19 protein-coding genes are annotated in these 19398 nt (G+C 53.0%); 12 read left to right on the top strand and 7 right to left on the bottom strand.

The window, feature by feature from the left end:
* Positions 1-107: 107 nt before the first annotated feature.
* The gene (locus tag RHJ80_RS05295; protein WP_310801610.1) at positions 108-1559 is read right to left on the bottom strand and encodes a RecQ family ATP-dependent DNA helicase; all 1452 of its coding nucleotides are present in this window, start codon (positions 1557-1559) and stop codon (positions 108-110) included.
* A 175-nt stretch (positions 1560-1734) separates the two neighbouring features.
* Here RHJ80_RS05295 and RHJ80_RS05290 point away from each other — a divergent pair, with 175 nt between their 5' ends.
* Together RHJ80_RS05290 and RHJ80_RS05285 are read left to right on the top strand one after the other, a co-directional pair.
* Positions 1735-2208, top strand: a complete 474-nt coding sequence (locus RHJ80_RS05290) for a hypothetical protein (RefSeq protein ID WP_206201384.1) — start codon at positions 1735-1737, stop codon at positions 2206-2208.
* 416 nt (positions 2209-2624) lie between these two features.
* On the top strand, positions 2625-3155 hold the full coding sequence (locus RHJ80_RS05285; protein ID WP_206201383.1) for an NYN domain-containing protein: 531 nt from the start codon (positions 2625-2627) through the stop codon (positions 3153-3155).
* Between the two features lie 57 nt (positions 3156-3212).
* Here RHJ80_RS05285 and petD read toward each other — a convergent pair whose 3' ends face one another.
* A complete protein-coding gene (gene petD, locus RHJ80_RS05280; protein ID WP_011056640.1) occupies positions 3213-3698 on the bottom strand; it encodes a cytochrome b6-f complex subunit IV in 486 nt (161 codons plus the stop codon).
* Between the two features lie 106 nt (positions 3699-3804).
* Complete coding sequence (gene petB, locus RHJ80_RS05275; protein ID WP_011056639.1) at positions 3805-4452, bottom strand: cytochrome b6; 648 nt, start codon at positions 4450-4452, stop codon at positions 3805-3807.
* Positions 4453-4659: 207 nt separating this feature from the next.
* Between petB and RHJ80_RS05270 the strand changes: the two genes are divergently transcribed.
* The 9 genes from RHJ80_RS05270 to nusB all read left to right on the top strand — a co-directional run bounded on the left by RHJ80_RS05270 (position 4660) and on the right by nusB (position 13294).
* Positions 4660-5022: a hypothetical protein gene (locus RHJ80_RS05270; RefSeq protein ID WP_206201714.1), complete on the top strand. Its 363-nt coding sequence runs from the start codon at positions 4660-4662 to the stop codon at positions 5020-5022.
* Positions 5023-5164: 142 nt separating this feature from the next.
* A complete protein-coding gene (locus tag RHJ80_RS05265; protein ID WP_206201382.1) occupies positions 5165-6451 on the top strand; it encodes an ABC transporter substrate-binding protein in 1287 nt (428 codons plus the stop codon).
* 2 nt (positions 6452-6453) lie between these two features.
* Positions 6454-6945, top strand: coding sequence for a YajQ family cyclic di-GMP-binding protein (locus tag RHJ80_RS05260; protein WP_310801609.1), 492 nt, complete (start codon positions 6454-6456; stop codon positions 6943-6945).
* Between the two features lie 13 nt (positions 6946-6958).
* Positions 6959-7498, top strand: coding sequence for a DUF2854 domain-containing protein (locus RHJ80_RS05255; RefSeq protein ID WP_206201380.1), 540 nt, complete (start codon positions 6959-6961; stop codon positions 7496-7498).
* A 168-nt stretch (positions 7499-7666) separates the two neighbouring features.
* A complete protein-coding gene (gene dnaK, locus RHJ80_RS05250; protein ID WP_310801691.1) occupies positions 7667-9622 on the top strand; it encodes a molecular chaperone DnaK in 1956 nt (651 codons plus the stop codon).
* Positions 9623-9639: 17 nt separating this feature from the next.
* A complete protein-coding gene (gene dnaJ / locus RHJ80_RS05245) occupies positions 9640-10773 on the top strand; it encodes a molecular chaperone DnaJ (protein ID WP_302676564.1) in 1134 nt (377 codons plus the stop codon).
* 43 nt (positions 10774-10816) lie between these two features.
* A complete protein-coding gene (locus tag RHJ80_RS05240; protein ID WP_310801608.1) occupies positions 10817-11926 on the top strand; it encodes a tetratricopeptide repeat protein in 1110 nt (369 codons plus the stop codon).
* Positions 11927-11959: 33 nt separating this feature from the next.
* On the top strand, positions 11960-12631 hold the full coding sequence (locus RHJ80_RS05235) for a DUF502 domain-containing protein (RefSeq protein ID WP_310801607.1): 672 nt from the start codon (positions 11960-11962) through the stop codon (positions 12629-12631).
* Positions 12632-12655: 24 nt separating this feature from the next.
* Positions 12656-13294 carry a transcription antitermination factor NusB gene (nusB, locus tag RHJ80_RS05230; RefSeq protein WP_310801606.1) on the top strand — a complete coding sequence of 213 codons (639 nt, stop codon included), beginning with the start codon at positions 12656-12658 and terminating at the stop codon, positions 13292-13294.
* Here nusB and RHJ80_RS05225 read toward each other — a convergent pair.
* A complete protein-coding gene (locus RHJ80_RS05225; protein ID WP_310801605.1) occupies positions 13273-13707 on the bottom strand; it encodes a hypothetical protein in 435 nt (144 codons plus the stop codon). The genes nusB and RHJ80_RS05225 overlap by 22 nt on opposite strands.
* Positions 13708-13965: 258 nt before the next feature.
* On the opposite strand from RHJ80_RS05225, the gene RHJ80_RS05220 reads away from it, so the two are divergent.
* Positions 13966-14199 (top strand): hypothetical protein, encoded by a 234-nt coding sequence (locus RHJ80_RS05220; protein ID WP_149817738.1) that lies wholly within the window; start codon positions 13966-13968, stop codon positions 14197-14199.
* Here the strand turns inward: RHJ80_RS05220 and aroB are convergent.
* The 3 genes from aroB to RHJ80_RS05205 are packed head-to-tail and all read right to left on the bottom strand — an operon-like array spanning position 14196 to position 19271.
* Positions 14196-15302, bottom strand: coding sequence for a 3-dehydroquinate synthase (gene aroB, locus RHJ80_RS05215; protein ID WP_310801604.1), 1107 nt, complete (start codon positions 15300-15302; stop codon positions 14196-14198). The genes RHJ80_RS05220 and aroB overlap by 4 nt on opposite strands.
* A gap of 46 nt (positions 15303-15348) precedes the next feature.
* Positions 15349-16614, bottom strand: coding sequence for an AmpG family muropeptide MFS transporter (locus RHJ80_RS05210; RefSeq protein ID WP_206201371.1), 1266 nt, complete (start codon positions 16612-16614; stop codon positions 15349-15351).
* 56 nt (positions 16615-16670) lie between these two features.
* Entirely contained in the window at positions 16671-19271 is a 2601-nt protein-coding gene (locus RHJ80_RS05205; RefSeq protein WP_310801603.1) for a glycogen/starch/alpha-glucan phosphorylase, read from the bottom strand.
* Between the last annotated feature and the right edge of the window lie 127 nt (positions 19272-19398).

Genomic DNA, 19398 nt, shown 5'->3' with positions numbered 1-19398 from the left:
ACCCCGTGGCAACAGAATGACTGCTGGGAAACCTGTACCTACCGATGGTAAACCTACCGTTCTATGTGCCAGTGTACACAAAGTCCCAGTGATACCAATCTGTGAATTCACGGTATTTTACAGGTACGGTTCGCAGGCCGACAGCGATCGCAATGGCCACAACGCAATCCCCCTGCCTCAGTGGCAAAACCAAAGGCTTGGAGGAGAAACTGCCAGCGGCAGCCGCGGTGATAGAGAAACTCTTGCATCAACTGTTCTTGAGTGTCTTTGGGCGGCGGTGGCACCTGTGCTAAGGGTTGACGGCAATAGTGAAAAGGGTCTTGCCAGCGGAGTGCCCCCTGTTGATGCAGTAATGCTAGGGTCAGTTCCACCTCAGGAAAGTGTTGTCGCAGTTGCGGAAGATTACCCCTGAGGGGCAGATGCGTCTGAAGTGCCATGGCGCGATTGTAAGTATCTTGACTTTGGCGCTGAAAAAAGTGCCAACGCTGTTGATCTTCGCGATCTAAACCCCAGCGATCGCTCACCAAGGCCAGTGCCTGTGCTGGTTGGCCATCTCGCCCAGCGCGTCCCACCTCTTGGAGGTATTCACTGAGTTGCAGGGGTGGCTGATAGTGGCAAATCCAACGCACATTGGGTTTATTCACCCCCATACCAAAGGCATTGGTACAGACCACAAAGGGTAGCTTATCCTGCAACCAATCGCTCTCAATTTGGCGTCGCTGTGCTGCCGGCAGTCCGCCATGGTAAGCGGTGGTGCGGTACCCCTGCTCCTGAAGCCAAGTGGCCAAGGTTTCACAGTCGCGGCGAGTGCGGGCATAGATCAAGCCTGAGGTTCTGCCCTGCTGCTTGAGAAATTGCTGGAGACAATGGCGGCGATACCCCCGACTCCACACAGAGCGTACGGCTAAATGGAGATTGGCACGATAGGGGCTGTGAATCATCTGCACAGGCTGCTCTAGACCTAAAACCTCAATGAGGGTGCGTTGGGCATTGGGATCGGCGGTAGCAGTAAAAGCAGCGATCGCCAGCCGGGGGTGCAGCGGTTTACATTGGCGCAGGGCAGGCCGCACCGTTCCCAAGCGACGATAAACGGGTCGAAAGCGATCGCCCCACTGTACAAGGCAATGGGCTTCATCCACAATCAAGCCATTGAGTTGAATCGGTGCTGCACAGAGGCACTGCCAAAGGGGGGTGGAAAATAGGGACTCTGGCGAAAGATACAGCAGGCGGTAGTGGGTTAGGTGCGAGAGAATCTGGCGGCGTTGGCGGCTGGGCAGTTCACTATGATAGGCCGCTGCCGCAAGACCCCGTTGCCGCAATTCAGTGATCTGATTTTCCATGAGGGCAAGCAGCGGCGAGATCACCAGCGTCAATCCGCCCTGAAGCACTGCTGGCAATTGAAAACAGAGACTTTTGCCCGCTCCGGTAGGGAGGACAATTAAGGCATCCCGCCGTTGTAAGAGTGCCGTCATCACCTCTGCTTGAGGCGATCGCAACTCAGAATAGCCCCAGTATTGTTGTAGGGCGGCCTGTATGAGATCTAAATCGGCATCCGGCATTGCACTGGCTTAAGCCTTGATGAGAAGTCTCAGCGTTGCAAAAAGCGGCACAGTCTTCTGGGAACAGCAAGAGGAGTGAATTTAGAATAATTTTAAGCAAGAAATCCTAGGATGCCTAAGACCCTTTAGGCCTATCACTGTTGCCGAAGTGTAAAACGCTTATGGAGATGAACCTATGGGCATGAAATTTGTGCCGCTGGTGTGCGTGGCAATGTTGGCAGCGGTGGTCGCTCCGGCAACTGCCCAAAGCCGCCGCCAACCCATCAATCCCCAACAATTTCCTGTCAGTCAGCCCACCTTGCCGCAGGCTTTTGATCGTATTGATGGCAGTCAGGGGTACTGGCAAGATGATTCGATCGCTGGCGACGCGGCCTTTACGTTTGGGCTTCCCACCTATCGGGATAATGACATTGTGAATCGGGCACGGCGGATCAACTACGTTTCTACGGATGCGTGGTATCAGCAAAGCAATCAACCCCCTGTGCGCACCCGTGATCTTGATAGTCCCTTCTGTACCTCGATGTACGGTACGCCCTTTCCCTGCAATTTGATGGTGGAGTCGCCGCTGCCACCGCCGCAACAACCCTTCTTTGCCCCCCCACCCCCCCCAGCGGTGATGCCAGCTCCGCCGGTACGTGCCCTGTATTAAACGCAGTGAAAAACATGAAGGATTGGGGGCACTGCCCCCTTTTTTGGTGTTTAAGGGGCGATCGCCAAGGAAAAAACTATAGCATCCGCTATGCAGTTCCATTAAAATAGATTGCAGTGGTTAAAATAGATTGCAGTGGTTAAAAAGCATTAATAAATTTTTTCTTTTTCTTAAAAGTGTTCCCACTGAACCATTAGCGAACTTTTACTTTTCTGATTACGAGCGATCGCAAAACTTATCGTATATTTCTTTTTACCTTCTTTTTATCTTGTTACCTGTTGAAGGACTAGCTCTTGCTCCCTTGAATCCTGTCAAATTCTCTCCTATAGAATGTATAAAATCCATCGCCTATTCAAACTTCTATCAACGGTTCTTCTATTACACATACATCACTGATCTATAGGTTCTCCCTAATTATGCTTCCCCATCAAGAACGGCTCTCAATTTTTATCGATGGGAATAATATGTTCTATGCCCAGCAGAAAAATGGCTGGTTTTTTGATCCCCGTCGTGTTCTCGAATTCTTCACCCGTGATCCCAACATTGTATTGGTGAATGCCTTTTGGTACACCGGCCTCAAGGACATGCAAGATCAGCGTTCATTTCGCGATGCCCTCATTAACCTTGGCTATACGGTGCGCACAAAACTGTTGAAGGAATATTACGACGAGACCCTAGGCAAGTATTACCAAAAGGCCAATTTAGACATTGAAATTGTGATTGATATGTTCAACACCGTCGGTCAGTACGATCGCGTCGTTCTCTTTAGTGGCGATGGCGATTTTGAGCGGGCGATCGAACTCCTGCGCTCCAAAAACACCCACATTACGGTTGTTTCCACCGAAGGCATGATTGCCCGTGAGCTGCGCAATGCCACCGATCGCTACATTGATTTGAACGAAATTCGGCCCTTTATTGAAAAAACTGACTCGCAAAATCCCAACTAAAAAGCGCACCCAGCGATCGCCAGATGCGCAAGCAAATGAGGTGTTTTCTTAAGATGCCTAGAACAGGCCGAGAGTCAGCGACTTATCCAAGGGGAAAGCAGCACCAATCCCCAGCCATAGCGTCACCAATGTGCCAAAGAGGAAGACTGTCATGGCCACAGGACGACGGAAAGGATTCTGGAACTTGTTGACACTTTCAATGAAAGGAATCAGCATCAAGCCCAAGGGAATGGAGGCATTCATGAGCACCCCCAGCAGCTTGTTGGGCACCACCCGGAAAATCTGGAAGGTGGGATAGAGGTACCACTCCGGCAAAATTTCCAAGGGGGTGGCAAAGGGATCCGCTGGCTCACCGACCATGGCAGGATCCATCACCGCTAGACCGATCACAAGGGCGATCGTGCCCATAATCACCACGGGGAAGATATAGAGCAGGTCATTGGGCCAAGCGGGTTCGCCATAGTAGTTGTGGCCCATGCCTTTTTTCAGTTTTGCCCGCAGCGCCGGATTCGTTAAATCAGGCTTTTTCAAAACTTTTGCCATAAATGAATCGTTCTCCTAGAGGGTCAGCAAGGGGGGAGATTACTTGGAGCATAACAAGTGGAACCGCCGAAAAGAGCAGGCTCTGTTACATTTCTTGATGCTTGGCTTACAGGGGACCCGAAATGCCCTGCTTGCGAATCATCAGGAAGTGCATCAGCATAAAGACGGCGATTGACCACGGCAGCACAAAGGTGTGCAAGCTATAGAAGCGAGTGAGTGTGGCTTGACCGACACTTTCACCACCGCGCATTAGTTCCACCAGTTGATCGCCCACCACGGGAATCGCCGCAGGGATACCGGAAACGATTTTGACCGCCCAATAGCCTACTTGATCCCAAGGCAGGGAGTAGCCCGTGACCCCAAAGCTGACGGTAATCACCGCCAAGACCACACCCGTCACCCAAGTAAGTTCGCGGGGTTTCTTGAAGCCACCGGTAAGATAGACGCGGAAGACATGCAGAATCATCATCAAGACCATCATGCTGGCCGACCACTTGTGAATGGAGCGGATCAACCAGCCAAAGTTGACCTCATTCATGATGTACTGCACAGAGGCAAAGGCTTCAGCCACCGTCGGTTTGTAGTAAAACGTCATGGCAAAGCCCGTGGCAAATTGGATTAAAAAACAGGTGAGGGTAATGCCACCCAGACAGTAAAAAATGTTTACGTGAGGCGGCACATATTTGCTGGTGATGTCGTCAGCGATCGCCTGAATTTCGAGGCGTTCCTCAAACCAGTCGTAAACTTTGTTCATAACAGTGATTAGTCCTGCGAAACCGCTGCTTTACTTTGAAAAATGTAACATATGCCCTCTCAGACTTTCCATATTGAGTTACCGGCACTCTCAGGTTGATTGGCGCCACCGAGCGTCCGATAATAAAGTCTCAACAGCTTCAGGATGCTAACTTGGGGCTGTCTCCTCTGCTACCTTACTCACAACGACCGCTTGGGAGGCTTTGAGATGAATCTGTTGAAGAAACTCTTTGGTGCGATTTTTGGCCTATTGGGGGCAATCGCGAAACTCTTTGGTTTGGGCAAAAAGGGCGAGTTTTACATTGAATTAGATAAGAGCACGGCTGCCCCTGCTGCACCGCCAACCCCTACTAAAGCGGCAGAACCTGCCTCGACCCCTGAACCTGCTCCTGCTCCTCAACCCGCTCAACCCGTTGCCGCCGCACCCACCCCCGTTGCCACAGCTCCCGCAGAACCCACCCCCACCCCTGTCACCCCCAGTGTTCCCTACACCCGTTTTGCGCGGCGTCGTCCGGGGGCTAATATGGCTGCCTTCTTGAATATGGCGCGGCAAGTTCGTCCCTCTACCTAGGAAAACTCATCCACAGAGCATTGGATGTAAAGGGGCTGTTGATGTGGGAATGCCCCTTTTTTTGTGCAAGGTATCCTCTCTGCGCATTGCAAGATTCCCGCAGTTGCAGTAGCATGCTGACAAATTGTGAGGGTGTATAGCTATGGGTCAGAAGCCGTCAAGCGGATGGGCAGCTGCCAAGATTTTTGCAGGATTACTCCTCCTCTTTACCATTGGCGCCTGCGAGGCGGACACCACCACCACAACCCCAACGGGTGAGGGGCTGCGGATTGGCTCATTGTTGCCCTCAACCGGCGACTTAGCCTCGGTGGGAACCCCTATAGCTGAAGTTGTCCCCCTGCTGGTGGAAACGGTGAATGCCTGTGGTGGTGTTAATGGCCAGCCCGTCACGCTTATTGCTGCTGATGATCAATCCAATCCTGCCTCTGGGGCAGAAGCGATGACGAAGTTGGTGGAGATTGACCGAGTTGCCGGAGTCGTTGGTTCTTTTGGCAGTAGTGTCTCCAATGCCGCCGCCGATATTGCCACCCGCGGTCAAGTGATGCTAATTTCCCCCGGCAGTACGAGTACACTCCTGACTGAACGCGCCAAGAAAGGAGACTTTAACGGCTATTGGGCACGCACTGCTCCCCCCGACAATTACCAAGCCCAAGCCCTTGCCCAACTGGCCAAAGAACAGGGGTATCAACGAGTCGCCACCGTGGTGATCAACAATGACTATGGCCGCAGCTTTGAGCAGGAATTTACCCGCGCTTTCAAAGCCCTAGGGGGAACCGTGATCAATGAAGACCGCCCCACCCGTTATGATGAGCGGGCAACCACCTTCACAACAGAAGCCGCTGCCGCTTTTAGCGGGAACCCCGATGCGGTGGTGGCTATTTTGTATCCGGAAACGGGTAGCCTGCTCCTGAAATCCGCCTTTGAGCAAGGTCTCACCCAAAACGTGGCCATTCTCCTCACCGATGGCGTCAAGTCCGAAAGTTTCCCTGAGCAAGTGGGCCGTACTCCCGATGGCAAATACATTATTGCCGGTGCCAAGGGAACGGTTCCCGGCGCCGATGGTCAAGCCCTGAGTCGCCTGCGAGAACTGTGGCGTGCTAAAAAAGGGAGCGATCTGCCGGCCTTTGGTGCTCAGACTTGGGATGCCGCCGCGCTCCTTGTACTAGCTGCACAGGCCGCAGGACAAAATACGGGTGAAGGGATTCGCAGCAAATTGCGCGATGTGGCCAACGCACCGGGGGAAGAAGTGGATGATGTGTGCAAGGGACTGGCTTTACTGCGGGAAGGCAAAGAAATCAACTATCAAGGCGCCAGTGGCAATGTCGATATTGATGAAAATGGCGATGTTGTCGGGGTCTATGACATTTGGCAGGTCACGGATGACGGTAAATTAAAGGTAATTGGTCAAGTGAATCCCCAAAAACCCTAGGCATGGCAAGCACATTTTCCTTTGATATTGTGAGTGATTTTGACTGGCAAGAGCTGGTCAATGCAGTGGATCAAACGGAGCGAGAAATCAAAGCCCGCTATGACCTCAAGGATACCCAGACCACCCTTGAACTGACAAAAGAGGGACTGACAATTCACACCGATAGTGAATTTACGCTCAATTCAGTGCAAACGATTCTGCAACAGAAGGCGGCGAAGCGGCAGTTGTCTCTGAAAATTTTTGACTATGGGCCTGTGGAAGCAGCGGGTGGTCAACGGGTCAAACAGTTGATCAAATTGCGGCGCGGGATCAATTCAGAACTAGCCAAAGAGATTAGCAAGCTTATCCGCAATGAATTTAAGAAGGTGCAGGTCTCGATCCAAGGGGATGCGGTACGGGTCAGTGCCAAATCAAAGGATGATCTACAAGCAGTGATCCAACGCCTGAAAACTGAGGATTACCCCGTGCCATTACAATTTACGAACTACCGCTAGGGGTTAAAGGGTCATGTTGGGGTCTGTATCGCTGGGAACGTTGGGGTTAATTGTCGGTTCACTGCTGACGGTGGTGGGAGTGGTGGCCTATGCCACGGGGAATGCTACCTTGAATCTGGCTGGCTTTTTCTACGGTGTGCCCCTACTCTTGGGCGGCTTGGCACTCAAAGCGGCGGAACTCAAGCCGGTGCCCTATCGTGAAGCCCCAACCCCAGAGGCGATCGCTGGCCGTGCCCAAGCAACCCCCACCCAAACCCAAATCCGTAAGGATGTCACCCGTTATCGTTACGGTCAAGAAGCACACCTAGATAGCACATTGGCCAGTTTAGGCCTGAGTCCCTCGGATGCTGAGCGTCCTGTCTTGGTGGCGATCGCCGAGACCTTAACAGACGGTGCCTATACATTAATTTTAGAATTTGACTCTCCGGCGGTTCCCCTTGAGGTGTGGCAATCGAAGCAAGCCAAGATGCAGACATTCTTTGGCCCCAATATTCGGGTAAGCATGACGGATCAGGGAAACAACCGTGTGGCGGTGGCGCTGATTCGCGAGTAAGCCTGTGGTCAACCCTGTTCCAGTTGCCTAAGATGATTGGTGAACCGTTTTGCCCTGAATTCAGGTGTTACGATAGCATCATCATTGCGGCATTCTAACCTAAAGAGTAAGACTTTTTGCAAGCAGTCTCCTCCTGACAACGCATTTTTGGAAACGGCGATTACGGCTATGGGTAAAGTCATTGGCATCGACCTTGGAACCACAAATAGTTGTGTGGCAGTCTTAGAAGGGGGGAATCCCGTCGTAATTCCCAGTGCCGAGGGTGGGCGCACCACCCCCAGTATTGTTGCCTTTGGCAAATCGGGCGAACGGTTGGTGGGTCAACTGGCGAAACGGCAAGCTGTCACCAATGCCGAGAACACGATTTTCAGTATCAAGCGGTTTATTGGTCGCCGCTGGGAGGAAACCGCTGAAGAACGGGGGCGCGTGCCCTATACCTGTGTGCCGGGTCGCGATGGCATGGTGGATGTGCAGATTCGCGATCGCACCTATACCCCCCAAGAAATTTCTGCCATGATCCTGCAAAAGCTGAAGCAGGATGCGGAAGCCTATCTGGGGGAACCCGTGACCCAAGCCGTCATTACTGTGCCAGCCTATTTTAGTGATGCGCAACGCCAAGCCACTAAAGATGCGGGGGCGATCGCTGGCCTTGAGGTAATGCGCATTATCAACGAGCCAACGGCGGCCTCCTTGGCCTACGGCATCGACAAGCAGGATCAAGATCAAACCATTTTGGTTTTTGACTTGGGCGGGGGCACCTTTGATGTCTCGATTCTGCAACTGGGGGATGGCGTCTTTGAGGTGCGCTCCACAGCGGGGAATAACCACCTAGGGGGCGATAATTTTGACGAATGTATTCTTGATTGGCTCTTGGCCTGTTTTAAGGAGCAGGAGGGGATCGATCTCTCGAAAGATAAAATGGCACTGCAACGCCTCCGCGAAGCGGCTGAAAAAGCCAAGGTGGAGTTATCGGGCACCCTGAGCACTTCCATTAACCTGCCCTTCATTACGGCTGATGAAACAGGGCCTAAGCACCTTGAAATGGAACTCACCCGCAGTAAGTTTGAGGAACTCTGCGCCCACTTGGTTCAGGCCACCCTCGAACCCATGCAGCAGGCGATCGCCGATGCCGGTTTGACGGTTCAAGAGATTGATCGGGTGTTACTTGTCGGTGGCTCAACCCGTATTCCTGCCATTCAGCAGTTGGTGAAGCAATTCTGTGGCAAAACTCCCGATCGCTCCGTTAATCCTGATGAAGCCGTTGCCGTAGGGGCAGCCATTCAAGGCGGCATTCTGGGCAAGGAAACAACGGTCAAAGATCTCCTGCTCCTAGATGTCACCCCGCTGTCTCTGGGGTTGGAAACCCTTGGCGGTGTCTTTACCAAAATTATCGAACGTAATACCACCCTCCCCACCAGTAAGACGCAGACCTTTTCCACCGCTACCGATGGCCAAACGGTCGTGGAAATTGCTGTCTATCAAGGGGAGCGCCCGATGGCAAAAGACAATAAACAACTGGCCTGCTTTGAGCTCACGGGCATTGCCCCTGCCCCTCGCGGCGTGCCGCAAATTGATGTCACGTTTGATATTGATGCCAACGGTATCCTGAGTGTGTCTGCCGTCGATCGCGCCACCGGTCGCCAACAAAGTGTGCGCATTACCAATCGCGGTGGCCTCAGCAGTATGGAAATCGAGCGCATGCGCCAAGAGGCAACGATTTATGCCCAAGCTGACCAAATCAAGAAAGAGATTGCCGAATTGCGCAACCAAGCCGATGCCCTGCTGTACAGCTATGAATCAACCATCAAAAACCATGGCATCGCATTAACTCCCGATCTACGGGCACGGATTGAGCCGGTGGTTCAGAGTATGCAGGCAGCAATGGTGGATGACAATATTACCCCCGATGAAATTCGCAAGCGGATGGAAGCCCTGCAGCAGGCCTTGGTGACCTTGGGAACGGTGGTCTATCAACAAACCGCAGGCGGTTCCATGATGACCTCAACCCCGACAATGGGGGGTGCTACGATTAGTTCCCAAGCCACTCAAGTTTTAGATAGTGATGCCACAATAATCAGCGATAATGAAGAAACAGTTGTTTCAGATTATGAAGCGGTTGATTAATTTAGGTAACGGTGGCTATGGCTCGTGATTTCTATGAGATCTTAGGTGTCTCACGCTCTGCGGATGCTGAAGAATTAAAACGAGCCTATCGGCGCTTGGCTCGCAAGTATCACCCCGATGTCAACAAAGAACCGGGCGCTGAAGAAAAGTTCAAGGAAATCAACCGCGCCTACGAGGTGCTCTCGGATCCCCAAGCGCGAGCCAACTACGATCGCTTTGGTGAAGCCGGGGTCAGTGGCGTCGGGGCTGCTGGCTTCAGTGACTTTGGCATTGGTGATATGGGCGGCTTCGCCGATATTTTTGAAACCTTCTTTGGGGGTGGATTTGGTGGATTTACCAGCAGTGGGCGGCGGTCGCAGGGGCCAACCCGCGGTGAAGATCTGCGCTATGACCTCAAACTAGAATTTCGCGAAGCGGTGTTTGGCGGTGAGAAGGAAATTCGCATTAATCATTTGGAAACCTGTAAAACCTGTCAAGGCACAGGGGCCAAACCCGGCACACGGCCAGTCACTTGTAGTACCTGTGGTGGCATCGGTCAAGTGCGGCGATCGGCACGAACCCCCTTCGGCAGTTTTACCCAATTGACCACCTGTCCGACCTGTGGCGGTTCGGGGGAAGTGATTGAATCTCGCTGTGAGTCCTGTGGTGGCCAAGGCCACATCCAAGTCAGCAAAAAATTGAAAATTACGATTCCTGCGGGGGTGGACAATGGCACCCGGCTGCGGGTCTCAGGGGAAGGAGATGCCGGTCTGCGCGGAGGCCCTCCCGGCGATCTCTATGTGTATCTGTTTGTCGAACCCGATCCTGAGTTTCAGCGCGAAGGCAACAACATCCTATCGCGGATTAAAATTAGCTACCTGCAAGCGATTCTCGGCTGTCGGATTCCCGTGAGTACCGTGGATGGCGAAGCAGAACTGAAGATTCCCGCAGGCACCCAACCCGGTACGGTGTTAATCCTAGAAGGCCGAGGCGTCCCCCGTGTGGGCAATCCCGTGGCGCGGGGCGATCACCTCATTACCGTTGATGTCGAAATTCCCACCCATATCACCCATGAAGAGCGAGAACTGCTGGAGAAATTGGCCAAGATTCGCGGCGAGCGTATGGGCAAAGGCGGTCTAGAGGGCTTCCTCGGCAGCTTATTTGGTGGTTAGGGCGCGTTGCCTAAAATAGAAAAAACCGTTGGGGGCGCTGGCCATGCTGACTGAGGTTTTGACAGCACTGGATCAAGGAAATTTCCAACAGGCAGAAAAATTGCTGGCCACCTTGCCTCCTGAGGACCCCCGTGTCCTCCTGTGCCGAGGTCAACTCTATCTCAAGACAGAGCGGCTAGAGGAGGCGGAGTCAGACTTTCGCCAATTACTGCGGCTGAACTGTGGCCCCAAGCTGACGCAAATGGCTCGGCGCGGCCTTGAAAAAATTGAGCAAATTCGCCAACAGCAGCGGCAACAGGCGATTTTAGCAACCCATGCCGTGGTGGGAGTCGAGCAGCAGGGCGTTCTGGTTTTGGAGGGGGTGGCTGCCTCTGAGCAGCGGACGATCCTTGCCCGTCTTTTGGCCACCATGTTTAAGATTGACCCCTACACGGCGCGACTGTTGATTCCGTCGCGGGGCTGGCGTTTGATCCGCACGGGCAATTTTGCGGAACTCACCGTCTATTGCCAAGAACTGAAACAGCAGGGGTTTACCCTCTTTTGTGTCCCCTTTGAGGCACTGACAGCCACACCCGTCTTGCAGGTGCGTTATTTTGTGGCCTTGGAGCCACAGCCGCGTGTGGTGTGTACCAGTTCGCTCTCGCCAGAGCCAGTGGAGTTAACGTTTACTTGGTCACAGGTCAGCCAGCGGGTAGAGGGGTTGCTGCCGATTTTTGAGCAAGTGTTCGATCGCGATCGCCAAGGAAAAGTCACCCGTAAAGAACAAATTCAGGATCATGCCCAGTGCTGTGATCTTCACCTGTTTCAGCAAAATCAAATCCTGCGCTTTTATCGCGGCGGTTACCAGTTTCACCAAGGGATTCTCCTCAATCAAGTGGCAGAGGTGATCCAGAGTGATCTGGAGTTGGATCAAAATACCTCATGGGTGAAGTGGCGGCAGTTATCGAGTCTGTGGCAGCAGCACTGTGGCGATCGCCCCGTGTGGCAAGACTTTACCAGTTTTGCTGAAACTGCTTTGGACTTTAGCGAACTCCTGAGTAAAATTCCCCCCCACATTAACCTCTTTCGCCGTGAAGACAGTCCTTGGGATGCCGCCTTCATGCTCTACAGCAGTTTGGCCTTTCACCGTGACCGCAGTGGCAGCAACCGCTAAGCTAGAAACAGACGTCTGCTCGTGCGAGTATCTGTGTTGCACCGACTCCAACAAGCAATTAAAAATGATCTCATTGCTGGTCTGCTGGTGGTGATCCCGCTGGCAACAACGATTTGGCTATCGATTTCTGTCTCCAGTTGGGTCTTGGATCTCCTCACCCGTATTCCTAAGCAGGTGAACCCCTTCAAAACATGGCACCCCCTGTTGGTGGATCTGCTCAATGTGGCGGTGGGGATTTTGGTGCCCTTAACAGGGATCTTGCTCATTGGCTTGATGGCACGCAATATCTTTGGCCAGTGGCTGTTGAACACAGGTGAGAGCATTCTCAAGCGCATCCCTTTGGCGGGCACCATTTATAAGGTGCTGCAACAACTCCTAGAGACAATTCTGCGGGACTCGCGCGATCGCTTTCGCCGAGTGGTGCTCGTAGAATACCCGCGGCCGGGTCTGTGGGCCGTGGCCTTTGTCACTGGCACGATTAATGGTTCATTGCAAACGGTCTTTTCCGAGCCAATGTTGAGTCTATTTATCCCCTCATCGCCTAACCCCACCACCGGTTGGTATGTGATTGCTAGTGAGCGGGATGTGCGAGATTTGGATATTTCGATCGAGGATGCCTTTAAGCTGATTATTTCCGGGGGGATTGTTACACCGGGATCAGTTCCGACCTCGACCCTGCCCCCCGCCCCTGCGTCGTTGCGTTAAGAACTCGTTTTTGAGGATTTACCCATGATTACTGCTCGTCGTGTTGCCCGTGAATTGGCGTTGCTCAGTGCCGCTCAAGTGTTACGCCAACCGAAACTGCTCGATGAAAGTGACTGCCGCAGCTTGATCCTGATGGCGGTACGGACGCTGGCGAGTGATGTGCGCGATACCCTCGAACAGGCCGGCACTGAACTTAGTGAAAGTCAGCGACTGCTCAACCATAGCGAGTTTCAGTTGCCCCACCTCGAAAAGGCACAGATGGTGCTTCAAGATGCCCTCAAGCGGGCGGAAAAGGGCTTGAACAAAATAGGTGCTGCCCTCGATTTACCCGAAATTCTCTACTTTGCCCATCAAGAGGAAGTTCAAGCCTACGCGATCGCCCTACTGCGCTGTTTGCAGCGACACCAAACGGAGATTCAAGAACTGGTGAATCGCTCAATGGTGGATTGGCAACTGGAGCGACTGACGCACTTAGATCGCGCCATTATTGAAATGGCCGTCGCAGAGATGCGCTATCTTGACGTGGTCAAGCCAGTGGCCATCAACGAGGCGATCGAACTGGCCAAACGCTACAGCGATCAGGGTAGTCATCGCTTTATCAATGGTGTGCTGCGGCGGATCAGTGAAGCCCTTGACACGGCTCAAGCGGCCACTGGTAACTGAAACGACTGCCACAATTGCTGCCGCCCCAATTCCACATCCTCAGGCCGACATTGCCAGTGGGGATGGGCACTCATCACTAAACTTTCGAGGGTTTCGCGATCAAAGAGATGCCAAACAGGGGCACCGTCAACAGGGTGGGCGATCGCCAGCAGATTTTCAGCCACGCAGTGAATTTCTAAACAGGTGGCTGCTCGCTGAATTTGCAACTGCTGCCCCGGTAGGAGTGATCGCACCGCCTCCATAATCTCCCGTAGTTCCGAGATGCTCTGGACACAGACCCCCGGAATGGCCACCCGCTGCTGGGGATCCCCATTGACTTGCAGCCAGTAATGACGGCTGGGATCAATTCCCAGAAGCCAAGGATCAACATCATCTAAGCGATAACGGGGAGCCAAGGAGAGTCCGTGCATCATTTATCCATTTCCTAAATCACAGCATTGATATCTGGCGATCGCAAGGGATCACTCTTGTATATGTAGTGTGATAAGTCTCCTTTATTTGATCAATCAAAGTTAATAATGCTTAATCTTTTGCCCATAGTTGTTAACAAAGCGCCGTTTTGCCACCAGCGAGATCACCGTTTTGTTACGGCAGCTACGGTTATCCGAGAGAAAACGGTTAAAATGAAGTTAAGAATAGGTTAACCCCTGAGAAAAAAGGATAGGTAAGCAATGAATAAATACGAATTTTTACATCCCCACAGCCGTTACCACGGTGAGTTTACACCCGAAAACTTTTTATTTGATGCCAACTTACAGGAGTTTGCGACCCAAGTGAGCTACATTTCCGGTCTGGAAAACAGTGGCAAGCTTTCCCCTCAGGAAGCCTATGAGCAAATTAAACGCCTTTGGAAAGAACTGAAAGCAACCAAAAAAGCGCTGCTAGATACTGCGCCCCCTAGCTAGGCTTGGAGGCGATGAAGCGTCTCCCGGATCAGTTCTGTCGGTACCTGATCAAAAATTTCCATATGGCCAATGGCGGTGGGGAGAATAAACCGCACCTGTTGCGCCTGAACTTTCTTGTCATGCTCTAGGAGTGCCAGCAGTCCCTCCACATCAAAGTGAGCCGGGATCATGGTCGGCAACTTTGCCTTGAGAATCAATGCCCGTTGGGCAGCGGCGGCTTCTGCTGACCAGTACCCCAAGGCCACCGCCAGTTCCCCAGCGGCAATCATGCCAATGGCCACAGCCTCGCCGTGGTTCAAAAGACGATAGTTGCCCATACTTTCAAGGGCATGGCCAATGGTGTGCCCGTAATTCAAAATGGCTCGCAGACCTGCTTCCCGCTCATCCTTGCTGACCACATCCACCTTCGCTTGGCAAGAGCGCTGAAGAATTTGCATCAACTGGTCAGGGGGTAAGGCACTCATGCGATCCAAGCGCGGCAGCTGACTCAACAAATCAAACAGCTCAGTATCCCAAATCACCCCGTACTTAATCACCTCTGCCATACCAGCCCGGAATTCTCTGGAGGGCAGGGTTGCCAAAACATCGGGATCAATGACCACAAGACGAGGTTGATGAAAGGCTCCAATGAGATTTTTGCCCTGGGGATGGTTCACCCCTGTTTTCCCACCAATCGCCGCATCCACCATCGCCAAGAGACTGGTGGGAATCTGAACCACGGCAATCCCCCGCAGCCAAGTCGCCGCCGCAAAGCCAGTCATGTCGCCAATGACGCCACCACCAAGGGCAAAGAGCGTAGAACCCCGCTCTAAACGCTGACTCAGGGCAGCATCATAAATCTTTTCAACGGTTCTGAGGGTTTTGTAGCGTTCCCCTGCTGGGAGAATACAAGGGGTGACTTGCCAGCCCGCTTGCGTTAATGCCTCTTGCACATCCGTGCCGTAGTGCCGCCAAATTTGCGGATTGGAAACGATGAGGGCAGGGGCTTTCGGCGTCAAGGGCGTATATTCGGCCAACAGTGCAGGCAACTGCCGCCGTGTGTTGGCACCAATGGCAATTCGGTAGGCGTGCTCACCAAGGGGAACGGGAATCAGCGTCGTCATTGTCGGATTTGCTGGGGACAACTACATTAAGTATTTTTAAGTATTTTCAGTCATCACTGCCGGGGCGGGGAAAGGCCGGCTTCGCTTGCCAAGGGGCAAAAAACGGCAGGAGGAGAAGTGCGGGTAAGGCAGCGCCAATTGTAAAGAGAAAAAAGAGCGGCCACCCCATGATCTCTGCCGCTTTGCCCGCAGGGGCTGCTAGCACGTCTCGACTAAAGGCAAAAAGGCTAGAGAGCAGGGCATACTGCGTTGCGCTAAATTGAGGGTTGCAGAGGCTCATTAAAAGAGCCGTCAGAGCAGCGATCGCCAGTCCGGCACAGAAGTTATCAATACTAATGGCGGCCACCATCACCGTTGGATTGGCACCGGCATTGGCCAAAACAAAGTAGGAGACATTGCTAGAAGCTTGCAATCCCCCCATGATCCAAAGAGCACGGTGAATACCGATTTGACTGATGGCCGCCCCGCCGGCAAGGGCACCAACAATCGTGGCAATCAGCCCGACACCCCCTTGCACCGCACCAATTTGGGTTTGGCTAAAGCCCTGCTGCAACAGGAAAGGGGTCATCATGTTCCCTGTGAGCGCATCCCCCAAGCGGTAGAGGCAGATAAAGAGCAGAATAATCAGCCCTGTTCCCCAGCCGTAGCGCTGGAAAAAATCAAGGAAGGGGCGAATCACGGCTTGCGCCAATGAAGGAGGAGCCGGGGGATGGACTTCGGGTTCCGGTGCCCAAAGGGTCGTGACCATGCCCACGAGCATCAGCAGCGCCATCAGGACGTAAACCACGGGCCAAGGCAGTTGATCGGCAAGAATCAGGGCTAGGGAACCCGTGACCAAGAGCGCAATGCGATAGCCAAGGACGTAAATACCCGCACCCGCCCCCATTTCAAGGGGTTCTAGGACATCGGCACGGTAGGCATCCACCGCAATATCTTGGCTGGCGCTCAAAAAGGCAATGGCGAAGGCATTCACTGCCAATAGCCGTAGGCTCGTACTGGGATCCTGTACCGCCATTAGGGCGATCGCCCCCAAGAGGAGCACCTGAATCAGCAGTAACCAGCCCCGCCGCCGTCCCAAAAAGGGAATCGTATAGCGATCCAGTAAGGGAGACCAGAGAAACTTCAATGAGTAGGGCAACCCCACGAGGCTAAAGAGACCAATAGCGGTCAAGTCAATGCCCTCAACGGTCATCCATGCTTGCAGTGTTCGGCTGGTGAGAAACAGGGGCAACCCTGAGGAAAAGCCCAGCAAGAGCAGTGCTGCCATTTTGCGACTTTGAAACACCCGTAGAGCTGCGCCGATTCCCGCCATTCATGTCGTTTCCCTGCTTGAGACTTGCCCTAGTGTAGAGCAAAAGGGGCAGTCACCTAAAGACTACTGGCTTGACTGATGCGGCTGGGGCGAAAAGCGGGCCGACAGGTATCTAGGGAAACGGGGACGGGTTTGACGTGCCAGATGTCTTTGCAGTACTCCGCAATCGTGCGATCGCTAGAGAATTTGCCCATGCGCGCCACATTAAGAATAGACATCTGTGTCCAGTGGCTCTTCTCGCGGAAGGCTTGGGCAACCCGTTGCTGACAGTCCACATAGGATTGGTAGTCCGCCAACAGCATATAGGGATCTTCGTTGAGCAGGGAACTGACAATCGGTTCAAATAGCCCCGGCTCACGTGGATTGAAGTAGTCGGAAATCAGGCTGTCAATCACTTTCTTGAGCATTGGGTTGCTGTTGTAGTACTCGCAGGGATTGTAGCCCTCAGCTTTCAGGCTCATTACCTCTTGCGCCGTCAGACCAAAGAGGAAGAAGTTCTCTGCCCCCACCTCTTGGCGAATTTCCACATTTGCCCCATCCAGAGTACCAATCGTCAGGGCACCATTGAGGGCAAATTTCATGTTGCCGGTGCCGGAGGCCTCCTTACCAGCGGTGGAGATCTGCTCTGAAAGATCAGCCGCAGGATAGGTCATTTCCCCAAGGGAAACGGAATAGTTACTGAGGAACACGACCCGCAGACGGCCATTGACATCCCGATCATGGTTGACCATATCCCCCACCGCATTGATCAGCTTGATGATCATCTTGGCCATGAAGTAGCCGGGGGCTGCCTTGCCGCCAAAAATAAATGTGCGCGGCTGAATGTCAATGTTGGGGTTGGCCTTGATTTGTTCGTAGAGGGTAATAATGTGGAGCACCGCCAAGTGCTGCCGCTTGTACTCATGGATCCGCTTCACTTGAATGTCAAACAGGGAATAGGGATCCACCTCAATCTGGTTGTGGCGCCAAATGTACTCCGCTAGGCGTTCTTTGTTGACTTGCTTGATTTGCTGCCACTTGGCCTGAAAGGCGGGATCCGTGGCGTAGGGTTCTAGGCCGCGCAGGTCTTCAAGGTGGGTAATCCAGCGATCGCTCTTCAGTGTTTCGGTAATCAGGCTGGCCAAGCGGGGATTACTCATCAATAGCCAACGGCGGGGGGTAATGCCATTGGTTTTGTTCTGGAACTTGTTGGGGTACATCTCGTAGAAGTCCCGCATCAGCTCCTGCTTGATCAGCTCTGTGTGCAGTTCGGCGACCCCGTTGACCGTATGGCTGCCGACACAGGCCAAATGCGCCATGCGCACCTGCTTGGGATGACCTTCCTCAATCAAGGACATGCGTGCTAAGCGGGCAATGTTGCCGGGATAGCGTTGGCGAATCTCGTTGAGGAAGCGGTAGTTAATCTCGTAAATAATTTCAAGGTGGCGCGGCAGTAGTTGCGCAAAAAGTTCCACCGACCAGCGTTCAAGGGCTTCCGCCAGCAGGGTATGGTTGGTGTAGGCAAAAGTGCGCTGGGTAATGTCCCACGCTTTTTCCCACGGGAGTTGGTACTCATCCACCAGCAATCGCATCAGTTCAGCCACCCCAATGGCGGGGTGGGTATCATTGAGCTGAATGGCTACTTTGTCGGGGAAGGCATCAAAGCTGGTGTGCCGCCGCAGGTAAAGGCGAATAATGTCCTGCAACGAACAGGAGACAAAGAAATACTGTTGCCGCAGGCGCAGCTCCTTGCCTTGGGGAGTGTTGTCGTTGGGGTAAAGAACCTTCGAGATATTCTCACTAAAGGTTTTTTCCGAGACCGCTTGGGTGTAGTCGCCGGCGTTGAAGACCTGTAAATTAAAATCCTGAGCAGCGCGGGCACTCCACAGACGGAGCGTATTCACCGTATTTTTGCCATAGCCTGGAATTGGTGTATCGTAGGGGGTGCCCAAGACGGTGGTACTGGGAATCCAGCGCACGCGGTAGTGCCCTTGGACATCGGTGTAGGCTTCGGTGTGGCCGCCAAACTTAACTTCGACATTGTAGTCGGGGCGGGCAATCTCCCAAGGGTTGCCAAAGCGCAGCCAGTTGTCGGGGACTTCGTGCTGCCAGCCATTGGTGATGATTTGCTCGAAAATCCCATACTCGTAGCGAATGCCGTAGCCAACGGCGGGAATTTCGAGGGTGGCTAAGGAGTCGAGGAAACAAGCCGCCAACCGTCCTAGGCCGCCATTTCCTAAGCCTGGTTCAGGTTCGCGATCCATGAGTTCATTGAGATCTAAGCCAAAGTCGGTCATGGCCTGTTTGGTTTGCTCATAGAGGCCGACGTTAATCAGATTATTCAGAAGCAAGCGACCAATGAGAAACTCTGCCGACAGGTAATAGACCACCTTGGCATCCTGCTCAAAATAGGTTTGGGCGGTTTTAATCCGTCGATGCAGCAGGCGATCGCGCACCGTGTAGGCCAGTGCCATGAAGTAATCGTAGGGCGTGGCAAACATGGCATCCTTGCCCTGGATGTAGTGCAGGTTATCAACAAAGGCGCGCTTCAGGGTTTGCACGGTCATCCCTGTGCGATCGCTCTCGATATACAAATCGCAGTGTTCGTCGTTGGCAGTAGGGTTGGTGTGGGAAACTGAATGAACAGGATGACCGTTGGGCGTGGCGGAATTATTCATGCAACCTGTAGCTCTGAAGGAATCGGCAATCACTTAACTTAAGGCTAATACAGATTTGTGAAATGTACATTAGACTACCGCTGCGGGAATTTTAATAATTGATTTATCTGCCTTTACATTTTTTTAA

It is taken from the genome of Thermosynechococcus sp. QS41 (assembly GCF_031583515.1).
Lineage (GTDB): Bacteria > Cyanobacteriota > Cyanobacteriia > Thermosynechococcales > Thermosynechococcaceae > Thermosynechococcus.
Note: the sequence above shows the minus strand (reverse complement) of the source record. Positions and strands in the feature narration are given on the sequence as shown.

What these genes read in the sequence shown, in the direction of transcription:
- RHJ80_RS05295 (WP_310801610.1), bottom strand. Translation starts at nt 1,559, where the DNA reads ATGCCGGATGCCGATTTAGATCTCATACAGGCCGCCCTACAACAATAC.
- RHJ80_RS05290 (WP_206201384.1), top strand. Translation starts at nt 1,735, where the DNA reads ATGGGCATGAAATTTGTGCCGCTGGTGTGCGTGGCAATGTTGGCAGCG.
- RHJ80_RS05285 (WP_206201383.1), top strand. Translation starts at nt 2,625, where the DNA reads ATGCTTCCCCATCAAGAACGGCTCTCAATTTTTATCGATGGGAATAAT.
- petD (WP_011056640.1), bottom strand. Translation starts at nt 3,698, where the DNA reads ATGGCAAAAGTTTTGAAAAAGCCTGATTTAACGAATCCGGCGCTGCGG.
- petB (WP_011056639.1), bottom strand. Translation starts at nt 4,452, where the DNA reads ATGAACAAAGTTTACGACTGGTTTGAGGAACGCCTCGAAATTCAGGCG.
- RHJ80_RS05270 (WP_206201714.1), top strand. Translation starts at nt 4,660, where the DNA reads ATGAATCTGTTGAAGAAACTCTTTGGTGCGATTTTTGGCCTATTGGGG.
- RHJ80_RS05265 (WP_206201382.1), top strand. Translation starts at nt 5,165, where the DNA reads ATGGGTCAGAAGCCGTCAAGCGGATGGGCAGCTGCCAAGATTTTTGCA.
- RHJ80_RS05260 (WP_310801609.1), top strand. Translation starts at nt 6,454, where the DNA reads ATGGCAAGCACATTTTCCTTTGATATTGTGAGTGATTTTGACTGGCAA.
- RHJ80_RS05255 (WP_206201380.1), top strand. Translation starts at nt 6,959, where the DNA reads ATGTTGGGGTCTGTATCGCTGGGAACGTTGGGGTTAATTGTCGGTTCA.
- dnaK (WP_310801691.1), top strand. Translation starts at nt 7,667, where the DNA reads ATGGGTAAAGTCATTGGCATCGACCTTGGAACCACAAATAGTTGTGTG.
- dnaJ (WP_302676564.1), top strand. Translation starts at nt 9,640, where the DNA reads ATGGCTCGTGATTTCTATGAGATCTTAGGTGTCTCACGCTCTGCGGAT.
- RHJ80_RS05240 (WP_310801608.1), top strand. Translation starts at nt 10,817, where the DNA reads ATGCTGACTGAGGTTTTGACAGCACTGGATCAAGGAAATTTCCAACAG.
- nusB (WP_310801606.1), top strand. Translation starts at nt 12,656, where the DNA reads ATGATTACTGCTCGTCGTGTTGCCCGTGAATTGGCGTTGCTCAGTGCC.
- RHJ80_RS05225 (WP_310801605.1), bottom strand. Translation starts at nt 13,707, where the DNA reads ATGATGCACGGACTCTCCTTGGCTCCCCGTTATCGCTTAGATGATGTT.
- RHJ80_RS05220 (WP_149817738.1), top strand. Translation starts at nt 13,966, where the DNA reads ATGAATAAATACGAATTTTTACATCCCCACAGCCGTTACCACGGTGAG.
- aroB (WP_310801604.1), bottom strand. Translation starts at nt 15,302, where the DNA reads ATGACGACGCTGATTCCCGTTCCCCTTGGTGAGCACGCCTACCGAATT.
- RHJ80_RS05210 (WP_206201371.1), bottom strand. Translation starts at nt 16,614, where the DNA reads ATGGCGGGAATCGGCGCAGCTCTACGGGTGTTTCAAAGTCGCAAAATG.
- RHJ80_RS05205 (WP_310801603.1), bottom strand. Translation starts at nt 19,271, where the DNA reads ATGAATAATTCCGCCACGCCCAACGGTCATCCTGTTCATTCAGTTTCC.